The sequence below is a fragment of the Nocardioides flavus (ex Wang et al. 2016) genome (assembly GCF_014653115.1).
Taxonomy (GTDB): domain Bacteria; phylum Actinomycetota; class Actinomycetes; order Propionibacteriales; family Nocardioidaceae; genus Nocardioides; species Nocardioides flavus.
The window spans coordinates 18,115-33,201 of the sequence record NZ_BNAD01000007.1 but is presented as its reverse complement, the minus strand read 5'-3'; the positions used below and the strand labels follow the sequence as shown (position 1 = coordinate 33,201).

Below are 15,087 nucleotides of genomic sequence, written 5' to 3'. Positions count from 1 at the left end.
ACATCAATGCAAGCCCTGGTCGGAAACCCTACCGACGAAGTCCGACACAAACCGGGAAAGTTGGCCGGGAGGAGAAAGTCGAAGGCTCGCCCGAGTTCAGGGCAGCAAGCCGGCTCTGATCAGTCCGACGGGGCAAAGGATTGCCGCCCAAGCAAACTTGAGCGCGTTCCACGCGAAAAGGATCACCAGAACGTTTGCCGCACCGAGTCCTGGGCGCTGAGCGACCGCCGCCGCCACGCTCATCGCGAACAGGTAGGCGGGCACCGCAACCGCCGCAACGGGCACGGCCCACCACAGGCCTCGCTCCGACCGCAGCCAGTCGAGCGCTCGGTTCGTCGGCATGTAGAAGCGGAGGTAGCCACGGATCGCGGTACTGAGGTTCCACAACATCGCAAGCATCGAGATCTCCTCGTTCGGTCACCTCGACCATCTGTCCAACTCGGAATTCCGCGAGTCACCGCTCCCCGGGGCGGTGGATAACTGCCTGCCACCGCGGCGCTGTGGACCTCGACGGTCCGCGACACCCTCCAGCCTCTCGGGCAATGGCGCGAGCTCGCCGGACGGCTTGCTCCGTGCGTGCCGCATCGGTCCGCTGGGCCTCGGTCGCCGGCTCCTCCCCCAGGAGCCTCCGCGACGTGATGCCGTAGCGAGCGCGGTACGCGGCGATAGCTCCCAGTTCGCCAAGCCACCGTGCTCGCTCCACGGGTTCATCCGGCCCAGGGCCAACCTTCGCGACCCACGGCGCGCCCGAGTCGACCTCGGCCTCGACAAGTTCCTGTGCCCGGCGCTCGATCAGCCGAGCCCGCTCACGAAGCGCCCGGGCCATCTCCTCCTCCATCGCGCCACCTGCCACCGGGATCAACCCGGCGATCAGCTGAGGCTCGATCGTCCGCTTGCCACGGCCTGTGCGCCGCGACTCATGCTGCAGGCGGGTAATGAGGACCGCGCCGATGTCGATGGCATCGCCAAATCCGCGCCGAGCCACGACTCGCGGGAGAACGGTCGCGATGTCGAGATGGCTCGACTCCATGCGGCGCAGTTCTGCAGTTAGCGGACCAAAGGAGTCGGACTCAACGACCCGGTCGACCTGGTCGCGCGTCAGCCCGGATTGATCGAGAAGGTCGACCCACCGATCCCTCTGGGCGACCGCCGCAATCGTCTCGTACTCGGCCGCGAGCTGGGCGATTGAGCCCCACTGATCCTGCTCGGCGCGAATCATCTGGTGAGCGGAGAGTTCGACGCCCGAGTGCTGGAGGACGCCGTAGAGCACCGTCCGAGCAGTGACCTCGTCAGGCTCGGGCGCGGAATGGCTCTCGTCAGGCTGGTCGAGCGCGACGTACGCGATGTTGGACTCGCGACCGCGAGTCATAGAGACGTACAGGTTCTCCCGCGTCGTGGTCCCTGAGACCACCACGTGCGAAGTGTCGACAGTGATGCCTTGGGCTCGGTGGGCTGTGACGGCATACCCAAGGTCGACATGCTCTGCGACGTACGCCGCCGGGAGGGTGACTGTCCCGTGTCCGCTTCCGGAGATGCGGCGTACGTCTGCCGAGCCGTCTTTGCCCACATGCATGACCTGCCAGCGGTCGCCGTTGCGGACCCATCCGCCACGGAGCGGCTTGAGCCGACGATCGTTGCGCCGGGTGATCACGATGTCGCCTTCGGACGCGTGGCTGCCGTCGACCAGCCGCACCTCGGTCGAGGCTGCCGTGTCGCCGTCGAGGATTCGTTCGGCTCGTGCGCGCTTGTTGAGTTCGAAGACCGAGCGGGTTGCTTCGGTCACGAGGATGCTGGAGCGCCCTGCTCCAATATCGGCTCGCCACGCGGTGTAGGCCTCATCCGCCATGGCTTCGGTGGTGCCCTCACGGATCCTGTCGTGGCTGGCGTATGCATCGATCACCTCACTGCGCCCGAAGCGCAGGTCGAGCGAGGCGTCACGCTCCCAGCCGTTGACGAAGCGATGGACCTCGGCGAGCTCTGGAACATCGGTTCGGTCGTTCACCAGCAACGAGAAGGCGCCGCCAGCGTCCACAGACTGGAGTTGTGCCCAGTCGCCGACGAGGAGAACCTTGGCGCCTGCTTCGGCAGCGACCCCACAGATGCGATCAAGCGCGAGGGTTCCGGCGAGCGTCGCCTCGTCGACGATGACCAGTTGCCCTGAGGAGAGGGCTGCGCGTCCGCGGTCATGCTCATGAAGCCACTTCGCGGTGTTCTCGCAATCGATGCCCAGGTCCTCGGAGAGCACCTGCGCGGCCACGGCGCTGGGCGCCAGCCCCACGACGCTGCCTCGACCATGCTCGGCAATCCACGCCGTTTGAAGTGCCTTCATCGCGGTCGTCTTGCCCGCACCCGCTGGCCCGACCAGCACGTCAAGCCGGCGCCCGGACTCGGCGACGCTCGCCAGGGCTTTGGTCTGGCTTTCGCTTAAGAGGTGATGGTCCTTGCCCGGCCCAACCTCGCGGCCCATCTGCTCTGCCTCTGCGGTCGGCGCGCCACGGCCGCGACTCAAGGCGAGGAGGCGATCCTCGGCGTCGAGCAACGCGCGAGATGAATAGACGGAACTGTGGCGAGGACGGAACCTCGACGAGCCGTCCTTCCGTCGGAAGGTCTTCGGAACGCTCGCAATCTCCGGTGGAGTTAGGCACAGCGACTGCGCCTTTGCTTCCGCGACCAGTTGGCCGATCACGGTCTCGCGATCGTCGGCTGACGCGAAGCGCCAGCCCATTGTCTGTCGCGATGCCTCCGCCCACAGGTTCCAGTGGCGCCACGTCGAGCGCTTCTCGCCCACTGCGTCGATGACCGCGACCGCCAGGTCCTCCATCACGTCATGGGGCACATCGTCCGCGCGGAGCAGGCACGCCGGGGTAGGACGGGCGCCCCCTCCGGACGTGATCTGACGCGCCCACTCTGGGGCGCCCGTCCCAAGAATCGCCCGCGCCCGTCCTCGCCATTCATCGGTGAGATCGCCGAGAGAGCGGATCCGCTTCTCCGGACGCGTCGCAAGCGTGGCTTGCGCACGGAGCCGGATGACGGTCGCGCTCGTCGGCCGCTTGCCAAGGTGCGCGACGTACTCCGCAACCAGTCGGTCGGTCTCCAACTCAATGCCCCGCGACCGCGACGAGAACTCATGGATGAGTTCGCTGGGTACGGGCGCCAACTCCCACGAGGGCGACCGTCCGTCCCCTCGCGCCCGTTCCTCCCACTCGATACCGAAGAAGCGTGTGAGCCTGTCGGCCAGAAGCGCGTTGTAATGCTCAGAGAGCGCGACGACCGATGCATGGAGAGGGCGCCCGTCCAGGCTGCGCCAGCGCCCGTCCTCGACCGTCCGGACCTTGTTGGAGACCACGACATGTGTATGCAACTGTGGATCGCCGAGCCTTGAGTCCCAATGGTCGTACGCCGTCGCGGCAATGCCCACGACGTCCGCCTGAGCGACCGCGCCGTTGCCAGCGCTCACTCCCCTGCGCGTGGCGGCGACTTCGCGCTCGAGAAGATCGAGCACCTCGGCGACGGCGTCGTGGTGAGCCTCGGCGAGCAGAGCCTGGGTGCCGGCGTCGGCCACGCCCCACAGCGCGGAGACAGACTTCGGCACGCTGAACGTCAGGTCGAACCCCGCGACCGCCCGGCGCGCCGACATCGCAACGTCCGAGCCGTAGTCAGTCGGTTCGCCTCCAAGGTCCGGAAACGCGCGTCCTAGGGGCTGCCCGCTCACGGGGTCGCGCCCCATCCCGAGAAGCAGTGCTAGCTGGTGCTCGGTTACCGGATCACCGCTCCGGATGTCGCCTTGGCCAAAGGCATGAAGGCCCGATCCCAACCACCGACCGGGCGGCGTCCCAACCTCTGAGTAATAGCGGGTCAGCGGAGTCGAAAGGTGTCGGTTGCCGTCGCCCGCTGCCACGCTCCGCAGCAGGTATTGGTAGCCGACACCGGCCGACATCACGCGCATCGAGACGGTCATCAAGGCATCACCTCCTTGGCCATGAGGTGTCGTCCTTGCTCCACAGGCCGAGTTGGTGCGGGTCAATCCACAGTTGACCGCGCCGCCCTGCCTCCCTCGTTCTGCAAGAGGTGTAGGACGAATTCGAGGCTGGCGCCGAGGCGGGACGGGCGCCGTGCGCCACCTACGGGATGACAGCAACGGCATCGATCGGGAGGAGTGGCGAGATGGGGAAAGGTTGCGTAACTGAGACAGCAGTGGCTGAATGGACGAGGCGGCGCCCTTGCCGGACCGCCGGCAGGACGTCGCTTGCTGAGTCCTCGGGTTCGATCTCGGGGAGTTCTGCAGGGACTCGGGCATGACGAACTCACGAGGAGCATTCGCACTCGCGACCGCAGCAGTGCTGCTGATCGCGGGGACGTCGTGTGCCAAGGACGACTCGGAGCCGACCGATCCACGCTCCGAACCCACGGCGTCGAGCTCTTCGAGTTCGACGCCGACATCGCCCTCGGACGCGGCCACCGCGGCAGCCACCGAGACGATCGCGAACTACTACGCGGTCCGCAACGAGCTGCGTCACGATCCGACGAAGCCGCTGAGCCGGCTCGCGTCCGTCGCGATCAGCACCGAACTTTCGACCCAGCAGACCTTGTTCAAGCGCGAGCGCAAGCAGGGCCTCTACCAGGTCGGCGAGACGAAGGTCGTCGAGGTGAAGGTCGAGTCGGTCAACCTCGACAACTCCGATCCACAGGCCGGCAAGGTGCCGACCGTTCAAGTCGATGTGTGCTTCGACGTCAGCGACGTCGACGTGCTCGACGCGGACGGCAAGTCCGTCGTGACCCCGAACCGACCGGACACCGGCTGGATCCGGTACTCGGTCTCGAACTATGAGTGGGACTCCGATCCCGATGGCGCGTGGCGAGTTGCCTCGAGCCAGGACATCGAGCGAACGCCATGCGACGCCTGATCGCCGATGTCGTCGTTCTGTCACTCGCGATCGCGAGCTTCCTCCTCAGCGCAGCCTCGCCGGCGTCAGCCGACACGGAGTGCCAAGTCACCGACCCCGAGACCGGCGTCTGCCTGATCTGGGTCGAGGTTCCTGGGCAGCCCGGCCAGCCCGGTGAGCCCGGTGATGACGGCCCGGAGGACACGGGTTCCGGCGCGTCCTGCTATTGGGATGGGACCGAGCAGAACGTCCTCAAGCCGCCGCCCGGCCCGGTCCCCTGCTCGAGCGAGTACGGCTACTGGTCGAACAACTACAACTGCTACATCCAGCTCGTCGATCCACAGCCGCCAGCGGGCGACCCGGCGTGGCAGGGACACGAGCCAGGAGACGGAGCGGTGTACCGCTGTTATCAGCCGCAGACCGACATCGACATCTACATCTGGTCCGCCGATCCGCCGCCGAACGCTGGCGCTGGCCCGACTCCGCGCGAAGTCGCAACGATCGCGATCGAGCAGATGAACCTGTCGGCAATCACCATTGGGATCGCGCCGAAGCCTGGCGACGGCAGCATCGGGATCGTGGGGATGCCGGTCTGGATGTGGGCAGCGAACCCCGACAGCCACACGGTTGGACCGATCAATGCATCGGCTTCGGCCGGAGGCATCACGGTGACCGCCACAGCTCAGCTCCACCGAATCACCTGGGACATGGGCGACGGCACTGAAGTCGTTTGCACCGGCCCGGGCACCCCCTACAAGGCGTCGTACGGCGATCGGCGCTCGCCCACGTGCGGTCATGTCTACGAGCAGTCGAGCTCGGGCCAGCCGGACGACCACTACACGGTCACAGCCACCTCCGACTGGGTCATCACCTGGTCCGGAGCAGGCCAAACAGGAACGATCCGACTGAACGGCTTGGTCCGCACCGTCGAGATCTCGATCGGGGAGGCGCAGGTACTCGTCCACTGACGGGCCGCGCGGAGGGACAGCGAGGAAGCCATGACCACGTCCACACGAGACGCGACAGTTGACCGGGAGCCCGGGACAGGCACTCCCCCGGCCTCACCGCCGAAACTGCGTCGCAGACCGGGGATGACAGTGATCGGCATCGTGGCCGTCTGTCTCGGCGCCGTCGTCGCCGGCTGGACGTGGACCGCGACATCCAGCAGCGAGCAGGTCCTCGTCGCACGAACCACGATCGAACGCGGCTCGGTCATCGAGAAGGGTGATCTGACGACCGCCCGAATCAGCTCCGACCCCGCGCTGTCGCCGGTCAGTTCTGACGAGTTCGAGGCTGTCGTGGGCCAACGGGCCACGGTCGACATCGCTGCGGGCACAGCCTTGACTCCGGACTCGTACTCAGCCGCCTCCCTCCCAAGTGACGGCGAGTCCGTGGTCGGGATTGCGCTCACGCCCGCCCAGTCGCCTGGCATCGCGCTCTCAAGCGGCGACCACGTGCGCGTGATCGTCACGCCAGGCCAGGACGGTGACCTCCCCGGCGGCACCCCGCTCTACAGCGAGGCTGAGGTGGTCGCGGTCCACGTCGATGAGGCAACCGGTGGGACCGTGGTCGATCTCCTCGTCAAGCACGAGGAAGCGGCCGTCCTGGCAGCCCGCATCGCGACCGGCCACGTCGCCCTGGTCCTGGATTCGCGGGATCGCTGATGGCCGTCATCGCCCTGACATCCGCATCCGGTTCCCCCGGGGTCACGACGACGGCCGTGGGACTCTCGCTGCTGTGGCCTCGCCCAGTCCTGCTCGTGGAGGCCGACCCGACAGGCGGCTCCGGCATCCTCGCCGGCTACTTCCGCGGAAGCCATGAGTACGACGCTGGCCTCGTCGAGCTCGCGCTATCCGCGGCGCCCATCGCCGACGCCCTACGAGAGGTTGCCCGACCGATCCCGGGCACCCAAGTTTCCTTCATCGCAGGGACTCGATCGCGCAGTCAGGCGAATGCCCTCCACGATGTGTGGCGCCCTCTTGCGGAAGCCCTTGGCGAACTGGAGTCGAACGGGCAGGACGTGATCGTCGACTGCGGTCGGCTCGGTCTCGCCCACGCGCCGGAGCCACTCACGTTGGGCGCTGACCTGACCCTGCTGGTGACCCGCACAAACCTTCCTGCGCTGTCGGCGTCTCGTGCGTGGTCCGATGCTGTCGCACAGCCCGGCCTCGACCTGGGCCAGACGGGCCTTCTCTTGGTCGGCGCCGGGCAGCCCTACGCCGCGGCGGAAGTCAGTGCGGTCGTCGAACTCCCGGTCATTGCCTCGATCGCCGACGACGCGGAGTCCGCATCGGTGTTCCACCGCGGGGCCGCACCACCGAAGCATTTCGACACCGGGCCATTCATCCGCAGCCTCCGCGCCGCGATCGAGTCGATGCGAGGTGCCATCAACCGCAGGCGATCGGGACTTCTCGAGCGAGCGCACTCATGAGGACCGGACGAATCAGCAGTGACCCGCGGTCGCTCCCCCTCTTTGCTCATAGTGAGCCGGCGGAGAACGGTTCGCGACTAGCCCGCCACGCCGGTTCCGTCACCAGGCTTCCCGTGTCCGTCCCCGCCTTGAGCAACGGCATCGACTGGCAGCTCGTCGCTGCACTCCGAGCCAAGGCATCCGACCAACTGAGCCAGGCCGTCGCGGCCGACCGCCGCCTCGACAAGACGGCTCAGGAGGAACTCGGCCGCGCCATCGTCCTGGAGCTGATCGACACGACGATGGCCGAACAGGTGAACAACGGTGTCGGCGCTCTGACCCCCGCCCACCAGGAATCCCTGGCCCGAGCTGTCTTCGATTCGCTGTTCCGACTCGGCCGACTGCAGCCGCTCGTCGACGACGACCGCATCGAGAACATCATCATCACCGGCTACGACCGAGTCCTCCTCGAGTTGGTCGATGGCTCGCTTCAGGAGGGGCCACCCGTCGCTGATTCAGACGAAGAACTCATCGACTTCCTCGTCTTCCTCGCCTCCCGCAGCGAAGTGAATGCTCGCGGCTTCTCCGAGGCGCAACCTCGCCTGCACCTTCGGCTCGACGGCGGCTCGCGACTCGCTGCGGCGGCCTGGGTCACGCCGCGGCCTTCCGTCGTCATCCGGCGCCACCGATTGATGCAGGTGACGCTGGCCGACCTTGTCGAACGGAAGATGCTGTCGCCAGTCGCCGCGTCCTTCCTGGCCGCGGCCGTCCGGGCACGGCGGAGCATCGTCGTGTCGGGTTGCCAGGGCGCCGGCAAGACCACTCTCGTTCGAGCCCTCTGCGCCGAGATCGATCCGCTTGAAGCCATTGGGACGTTCGAGACGGAGTACGAGCTGCACCTGCACGAACTGCCCGATCGGCATCGGATCGTCCATCCGTGGGAAGCCCGGCCCGGATCCGGCGAGCGCGGACCCGACGGGCGTCAGGCCGGCGAGTTCACCCTCGACGAGGCGCTCGTCGACTCGTTCCGCTTCAACCTGTCGCGCCAGATCGTCGGCGAGGTCCGAGGCAAGGAGATCTGGGCGATGATCAAGGCGATGGAGTCCGGCACCGGTTCCATCTCGACCACGCATTCCTCCGACGCCGTCGCAGCCGTCCGGAAGCTCGTCACCTGCGCCATGGAGGCTGGGCCGCACGTGACGCAGTCACTGGCGACCAGCAAGCTCGCCGCCACGATCGACCTCATCGTCCATCTCGACCTTCGTACGACGGCTGGGCAGGACGGGCCGATTCGCACCCGAAGGGTTGCCGAGATCATCGCCCTCGACCCAGGTGAACGCGAGACGGGTTACGCAACGACCCACGTGTTCTCGCCCGACACCGACGGCGCTGCCGTCCCGGATGTGCTGCCGGATGCGTACCGCTCTTTGGCGGACTACGGCTTCGATCTGGCGGGCTACCTCTCCGAGCAGGGACGCGCGTCGTGATCGCCCTCATCCCTGCGCTGGCCGGAGCCTTGATCGTGGGCGGGATCCTCGCCACGTTCGTCGGTTTGCAGCCTGCCGAGGTCGTCGAGCGGCCGCCACGGCGACGTCGGCTGAGGCCACTCACCAGGCAGACCCAGTTCCTCCTCGCGACCGGCATCGTTGTCGGGCTTGTCGCCGTCATGATCACGGGGTGGGCCTTGGCCGTCGTGCTCGTCCCCCTGGCGTTCGTCGGACTGCCGGTGCTCTTGTCGGCGGGTCCGGCGCATTCGCGCATCCAACGACTCGAGGCGATGGAGGAATGGACTCGATCCCTCTCCGGAGTCCTGACGGTCGGCGTCGGCCTGGAGCAGGCGCTCGTCGCGACCCTTCGTTCGACTCCTGCCGCCATCGCGCCCGAGGTCACGCGGCTGGTCGCTCGACTACGAGCACGCTGGCCCACCGAGGATGCCCTCCGCGCGTTCGCTGACGAGCTTGACGACGCCACCGGCGACCTCGTGGCCGCCAACCTGATCCTGGGAGCACGTCGTCGCGGCGCGGGACTGGCGAGCGTCCTAGACGGGCTCGCCGAGTCAGTTGCAGCAGACGTCCGAGCGCGACGCCAAGTGGAAGCAGACCGAGCCAAGCCTCGAGCCACCGCGCGCTGGGTCACGATCATCAGTGCTGGCGTACTGATAGTCCTCGCGGTGTCCGGCACCTACGTCGAGCCCTATCGGAGCCCGCTCGGCCAAGTGATTCTGCTGAGCCTCCTCGCGGCGTACGTCGCGATCCTGGTTTGGATGAAGCGCATGGCCGTTGGGCGCAACCTCCCGCGCTTCTTGGCGGCCGCGCCGACGCAGGCTGGAGGTGGCCGATGACCAGCGGGCTTCAAGCGGCGCTCCTGAGCGGCGCCCTGATCGCATTCGGGCTGGTGGTCCTCGCAGCCCGCTTCCTTCCCGCCGAACCCGACTTGGCGGACGCTCTTGCCCGTCTTGGCCCTGGCCGGCCCGCCCGCGCAGCAGGCGATGCGGGGACCCCGGCGCATGGGAAGGAACGACTCGGGACATGGGCGCTGAAGACCCTGCCCTCGTCAGTGTGGGTACAAACGCCAACACGCGAGCTCGCCGTACTTCGGATCCCCACGGCGCGGTTCTATGGCGACAAACTCGTCTCCGCCATGCTCGGCCTCGCGATCCCGCCGCTGCTTTCGGTCTTCTTCCATGTGATCGGCCTCGGGCTTCCGATCGTCCTGAGCGGCGCAGCCTCCGTCGGACTTGCGGCCTTCATGTTCTTCCTGCCGAACTACAACGCGATCGACGACGCTCGGAAAGCGCGGCTCGAGTTCTCGCGAGCGCTGGGCGCGTACATCGATCTGGTCGCGCTCGAACGCAACAACGGTTCGGGCGTACGCCAAGCCATGGAGTCGGCAGCACTCGTCGGCGATTCGTGGGTGTTCACCCGCCTCTCGGAGGAGCTGACCCGTTCCCGGTGGTCGGGCCAGCCGCCGTGGGACGCGCTCAACGCGCTTGCCGACGAACTGGCCCTGCCAGAACTCGAGGACTTCGCCGACATCATGCGGCTCTCGGGTGAGGAAGGCGCCAGCGTCTACACCCACCTCCGCGCTCGATCAGCTGCGATGCGCACGGCAATGCTCAACGACGAGATCGCGGAGGCGAACGCAGTCGGCGAGCGCATGACGATCCCGGGGTCGCTCCTGGGAGTCGTCTTCATGGCGCTCCTTGTGGCGCCCTCACTGCTCCGGATGTTCAGCAACACCTAGTAGCCAGCCCGACGGAAGGACCGCGGACGGGAAGGAACCGAAATGGATCGACTGATCACCATGCTGGTCGGGCTGAGAATCGGCTTCGACACACGAATGCGCCATCGAGACGAGCGCGGCTCGGTCACGACCGAACACGTGCTCTGGGCCGTAGCCGTGATCGCCATCGTCGCGGTCGTGGTCGCAGCGGTGAAGGCATATGTCACGGCTCAAGCCGGCAACATCAAGTAGGCGGAGGGACGAGCGCGGGTCGGTGTCGATCCAGCTCGTGATCCTCCTGCCTGCTCTCTTCGCGGTGCTGTTCCTCGGCATGCAGGCCGCGTTGTTCTACCACGCCCGAGCGGTCGCGATCGCTGCCGCGCAGGAGGGGGCACGGGCAGCAAGTGCCGAGACGGGGACACGGTCCGAAGGCGTCGACGCCGCCAACAATTTTGTGTCCGACGCCGGAGGCGACGACGTACTCGAGAACGCGACGGCGTCCGCCGAGCGGACCTCCACAACGGTGACCGTGACGGTGACCGGCCACAGCCTCAGCGTCATCCCGGGATGGTCGCCCAGAATCGTCCAGTCCGCCTCGCTACCGACCGAGAGACTGACGGCACCGTGAAGTCGCGACGGGACGAACGGGGCTCCGCTTCGATCGAAGCGGCCATCGGAGTGCCTGCCTTCGCCCTCTTCGTCGGCCTCATCATCTTCGGCGGCCGAACGGCCATGACCCACGGGGCTGTCGAAGCGGCCGCAGCAGACGGCGCCAGGTCAGCATCCATCTCGCGAACGAACGAAGCCGCACACGCCGAAGCGGAGGCGGCGGCGCGCTCGAGTCTCGAAGCTCAGGGCATTGACTGCCTCAGCGTGACGGTCTCCGTCGATACCTCCGATTTCGACGTACCCGTCGGCACCCCCGGAAGCGTCCAGGTGACTGTCGAGTGCCGGCTGAATCTCAGTGATCTGGCGGTGCCGGGCGTTCCCGGCTCCCGCATCATCACCGCTTCGGTGAGCTCGCCGCTGGACACGTGGAGAGAGCGCTCATGACGCGGCGAATCCGTGACGAGCGCGGTTCGGTCAGCATCTGGCTGGCCACCTCGAGCTTCGTGATGATCATTCTCGTAGGCCTTGCCGTCGACCTCGGCGGGCAAGTCCATGCCCAGCAACGTGCCCACGACATCGCGGCCCAAGCCGCGCGCGCAGGCGGCCAACGAATTCAGCCAGCCGCCGCCATCGAAGGACGAGCGGTGTACGTCGACCTTGCGGCGGCGCGCAGTGCCGCGCAGGAGTTCCTGGACCAAGCAGGCGTCGACGGCACGGTCACGGTCTCCGGCGGAGACACCATCGCCGTCACGGTGACGGACACCTACTCCCCCACGTTCCTCGGGGCTATCGGCATCGGCGACCTGAACGTCACCGGCGAGGCGAGCGCTCGCGTCGTTCGCAGTTTGGGAGGTACTGAGCAATGACCACGTTGAGCCAGCGGATCCGTGGGTTCGCCGCCTGCCTGGCGCTCCTAGCGCTGGTAGTCGCCTTCCCAGCGATCCTTGTCTCGATCGGCTACGCCCCATGGGACGCCGACTTCAGCGAGCTCCAGCGCATGCTCTCCCGACCGGACGACGGGAGCCTGGCATTCGCGGCCTTTGCAGCGGTCGGCTGGGGCGCGTGGGTCGTCTTGACCGGATCGGTCGCGCTCGCCGTGGTCGCGGAGATTCGTCGAGTGCCCGCGCCGTCGGTTCCCGGGTTGGCGCTCCCTCAGGAGTTCGCCGCGCGGCTTGTCGGCGTCGCGGCCCTGCTCTTCATCGCCGGTCCCGCCATTGCGGTGGCAGCGCCCGCGCCTCCCGCACACTCGGCCGCGGTCGCCCAGACCACGCCTGTCGAGCCGGCTCCTAATCGGGAGATTCACTTGGAAACCGAGCCCGCAGTTGCACCGGCGACTGCCGAATCCGCTCGCACCCGCGATTACACCGTTGTGCGCGGAGACAGCCTCTGGCGCATTGCCGACCGCCTCTTGGGCGATGGCGCCCGCTACACGGAACTGGTCGCGCTCAACACAGAGACGCTCCACGGGCACCCCGACTTCATCACCCCGGGCACCGTCCTACAGGTTCCCGACGAGCCGCAGCAGCAGAACACGGTCGTCGTCGAGCCGGGCGACACCCTCTCCGACATCGCCGCAGAGGAACTCGGCGACGCCGATCGATACCCCGAGATCTACAACGCTTCGCGGCAGACGATCCAAACCGACGGCGAGCATCTAACCGATCCAGATCTCATCCGACCGGGCTGGAAGCTCACGATCCCCGAGCCGCCGGTCGAGCTGCCGCCGCAGAGCGAGGCGCCATCGGAACCGCAGGGTCCCCCAGAGGAAGCCCCAACGACGATGCCGTCCCCGTCCGCCGAGGCCCCCAAGGCCGAGGGCGATCACGACGACCTCCACGCCAGCGAAGCAGAGGCGTCGTCGACCGCCGAGGACGAATCCGAAAGCACGTCATTGCCGGCCTGGGTCCTACCCGGGATCGCGGGCAGCGGGCTGCTGGCGGGGGCAGTCCTGACGGCGGTCCGGGCCCACCGGAGGACGCAGTTGCGCTACCGCCGACCGGGCCAGACGTTGGCGCCACCCCCACCCGAACTGGTGAACGTCGACAAGACCGTCCAGGTGTACGGCGCGTCAGGTGCCGTCGACATCGAGGGCCTCCACGCCGTACTCAACAGCCTCGCCGCGCATGCAGCAGCGGCGGATCAACCACTTCCGCTTCTGCAGACGGTTGCGTTGCGGAACGACGTGGTGACGCTCCACTTCGCCGAGCCAGCCGATCTTCCCGAGCCTTGGCGCGGCGCGGGAACCGAGTGGACCGTCGCCGTTCGCGAGTGCACGAACGACGAGGAGGTCCTGCCGCCGTACCCGATGCTTGTCAGCATCGGCACGGATGCCGACAGACGCCAATGGTTGCTGAATCTCGAGCAGTTCGGCTGCATCCAGCTCACCGGTGACCGGGAGGCTGCCGTTGCCCTTGCCCGACACATCAGCGCTGAGCTGGCGCTGAATCCCTGGTCCGTCCTGGTGCAAACCGACGTCTTTGGCCTCGGAGCTGAATTGGCCGATCTGGATACCCACCGCCTCCGCACGCACGAGCGCGACGCCGGTGCCCAAGGGCTCGTCGACGATCTCCGTACCCTCGCCGAGCACGGGATCGACTATCCCGACCCGTTCCAGGTCGTCGTAACGCCGGACGAGCAGGTAGCCGCAGCGTTGCGGGAAGCGATCGATGCGTCGCCCTGCCGTTTGGGGGCGGCCGTCGTCGCCTTCGACAGCGCAGCGCTTTCGGGCGCCACGGCCGTGGAGCTGGCGAGAGACGGAACGCTGACGATCCCAGACCTGGCCCTCACGCTTGCTGCGTCAGGGTTGAGCGCCGAGGAGGCCGCCATGTGCTCGGCCATCGTGGACGTCACGAGGATCACCCCGACGGTCGACATCCCGCCCTTCTCCCGGGCCGCAGACGGTTGGCAGGGGGTCACGGATCAGGGAGGCGCACTCCGCGAAGAGTTCACACAGCCGAGGCCGACGGGCCCCGCAGGGCAAGCCTCGCTGCTCAAGGGTGAAGCGGACGAGTACGTGCAGCTGGGCGCGGCAACCACGGCGGACGTTGACCAACTGGCGCCGATAGCGAAGGACGATGCCCTCACCAGCCTCGAGGAACTCGATCCAACGCTCGATGAAGACCTGGCTGAATGGCTCAACGATGCTTCGCGACTCCCCAAGCTCACGCTCCTCGGCCCCGTCCGAGTCACCGCCCACGGAGAACTGCCCGAGAAGATCGTCAAGCGGAGGCCGTACTACTCCGAGCTCCTCGCCTTCCTGGCCCTGCACCCCGAAGGCGCAAGCTCGCGCACCATCGCGGACGCATTTCACATCGGTCTGCCACGCGCTCGAACCGACATCGGTCACGTCCGAGATTGGCTTGGCGAGGACCCGCGAACCGGACGCCTGCACATTCCGCGACAAGGGGACGGCCCGCCGGACGAGTGGCACGGCTACCACGTTGATGACCTGCTCGTGGATGTCGACCTCTTCCGTCGCCTCCGCGCCCGTGGTCAGGCTCGAGGCGCGGACGGGATCGCCGACCTCGCGCAAGCGCTCCATTTGGTCCAGGGGCAACCGTTCGATCAGCTCCGCGAGCAAGGGTGGAACTGGCTACTCGACGGGGACCGACTCCAAGACTTGATCCCGAGTGCCATCGTCGACACCGCACACGTCGTCGTGCTGGATGCACTTCAACGTGGCGACCTGAAAGCGGCCCGCGAAAGCGCAGAGACCGCGTGCATGGCGGCGCCGTACGACGAAGTCAGCCGACTCGATCTGGCGAAAGTCATGGAGGTTCAGGGCCACGGAGCGGCTGCGGACCAGATGCTGCGCGCGAAAGTGTTCGATCGACGCGACGATCACGAGCCACCGATCGATCTGCCAGCGCGGACCAAGGAGATCGCCGCGAAGAACGAGTGGGGACGCCGCCGGCCGCGGCCCGTACCGAAGCCCTCTCGCCACCCGTCGGCCTCCTGAAGACA

At 67.3% G+C, this 15,087-nt stretch carries 14 protein-coding genes; 12 read left to right on the top strand and 2 right to left on the bottom strand.

What is annotated here, in order from left to right; translation table 11 throughout:
* Positions 1-96: 96 nt before the first annotated feature.
* On the bottom strand, positions 97-399 hold the full coding sequence (locus IE200_RS12950) for a sulfate permease (protein ID WP_191279910.1): 303 nt from the start codon (positions 397-399) through the stop codon (positions 97-99).
* Between the two features lie 55 nt (positions 400-454).
* Positions 455-3,958 carry a MobF family relaxase gene (mobF, locus tag IE200_RS12945; RefSeq protein ID WP_229856497.1) on the bottom strand — a complete coding sequence of 1,168 codons (3,504 nt, stop codon included), beginning with the start codon at positions 3,956-3,958 and terminating at the stop codon, positions 455-457.
* A 379-nt stretch (positions 3,959-4,337) separates the two neighbouring features.
* Here mobF and IE200_RS12940 point away from each other — a divergent pair, with 379 nt between their 5' ends.
* The 12 genes from IE200_RS12940 to IE200_RS12885 all read left to right on the top strand — a co-directional run bounded on the left by IE200_RS12940 (position 4,338) and on the right by IE200_RS12885 (position 15,082).
* Positions 4,338-4,904 carry a hypothetical protein gene (locus IE200_RS12940; protein ID WP_191279909.1) on the top strand — a complete coding sequence of 189 codons (567 nt, stop codon included), beginning with the start codon at positions 4,338-4,340 and terminating at the stop codon, positions 4,902-4,904.
* Positions 4,892-5,851, top strand: a complete 960-nt coding sequence (locus tag IE200_RS12935) for a hypothetical protein (protein ID WP_229856496.1) — start codon at positions 4,892-4,894, stop codon at positions 5,849-5,851. Before IE200_RS12940 ends, IE200_RS12935 begins: the two co-directional genes overlap by 13 nt.
* Positions 5,852-5,974: 123 nt before the next feature.
* The gene (locus IE200_RS12930; protein WP_229856495.1) at positions 5,975-6,547 is read left to right on the top strand and encodes an SAF domain-containing protein; all 573 of its coding nucleotides are present in this window, start codon (positions 5,975-5,977) and stop codon (positions 6,545-6,547) included.
* Positions 6,547-7,314 (top strand): P-loop NTPase family protein, encoded by a 768-nt coding sequence (locus IE200_RS12925; RefSeq protein WP_191279907.1) that lies wholly within the window; start codon positions 6,547-6,549, stop codon positions 7,312-7,314. The genes IE200_RS12930 and IE200_RS12925 overlap by 1 nt, the downstream gene beginning before the upstream one ends.
* 128 nt (positions 7,315-7,442) lie before the next feature.
* Positions 7,443-8,780, top strand: coding sequence for a CpaF family protein (locus tag IE200_RS12920; protein ID WP_229856494.1), 1,338 nt, complete (start codon positions 7,443-7,445; stop codon positions 8,778-8,780).
* Positions 8,777-9,634, top strand: a complete 858-nt coding sequence (locus tag IE200_RS12915; RefSeq protein WP_191279905.1) for a type II secretion system F family protein — start codon at positions 8,777-8,779, stop codon at positions 9,632-9,634. Before IE200_RS12920 ends, IE200_RS12915 begins: the two co-directional genes overlap by 4 nt.
* Positions 9,631-10,536: a type II secretion system F family protein gene (locus IE200_RS12910; RefSeq protein ID WP_191279904.1), complete on the top strand. Its 906-nt coding sequence runs from the start codon at positions 9,631-9,633 to the stop codon at positions 10,534-10,536. The genes IE200_RS12915 and IE200_RS12910 overlap by 4 nt, the downstream gene beginning before the upstream one ends.
* Positions 10,537-10,578: 42 nt before the next feature.
* Positions 10,579-10,767, top strand: coding sequence for a hypothetical protein (locus IE200_RS12905; RefSeq protein WP_191279903.1), 189 nt, complete (start codon positions 10,579-10,581; stop codon positions 10,765-10,767).
* Positions 10,768-10,789: 22 nt separating this feature from the next.
* Complete coding sequence (locus tag IE200_RS12900; RefSeq protein WP_229856493.1) at positions 10,790-11,143, top strand: TadE/TadG family type IV pilus assembly protein; 354 nt, start codon at positions 10,790-10,792, stop codon at positions 11,141-11,143.
* Complete coding sequence (locus IE200_RS12895; RefSeq protein WP_229856491.1) at positions 11,140-11,568, top strand: TadE/TadG family type IV pilus assembly protein; 429 nt, start codon at positions 11,140-11,142, stop codon at positions 11,566-11,568. Before IE200_RS12900 ends, IE200_RS12895 begins: the two co-directional genes overlap by 4 nt.
* Positions 11,565-11,990: a pilus assembly protein TadG-related protein gene (locus tag IE200_RS12890; protein ID WP_191279900.1), complete on the top strand. Its 426-nt coding sequence runs from the start codon at positions 11,565-11,567 to the stop codon at positions 11,988-11,990. Before IE200_RS12895 ends, IE200_RS12890 begins: the two co-directional genes overlap by 4 nt.
* Positions 11,987-15,082 (top strand): LysM peptidoglycan-binding domain-containing protein, encoded by a 3,096-nt coding sequence (locus tag IE200_RS12885; protein ID WP_191279899.1) that lies wholly within the window; start codon positions 11,987-11,989, stop codon positions 15,080-15,082. The genes IE200_RS12890 and IE200_RS12885 overlap by 4 nt, the downstream gene beginning before the upstream one ends.
* The last annotated feature ends 5 nt before the right edge of the window (positions 15,083-15,087 follow it).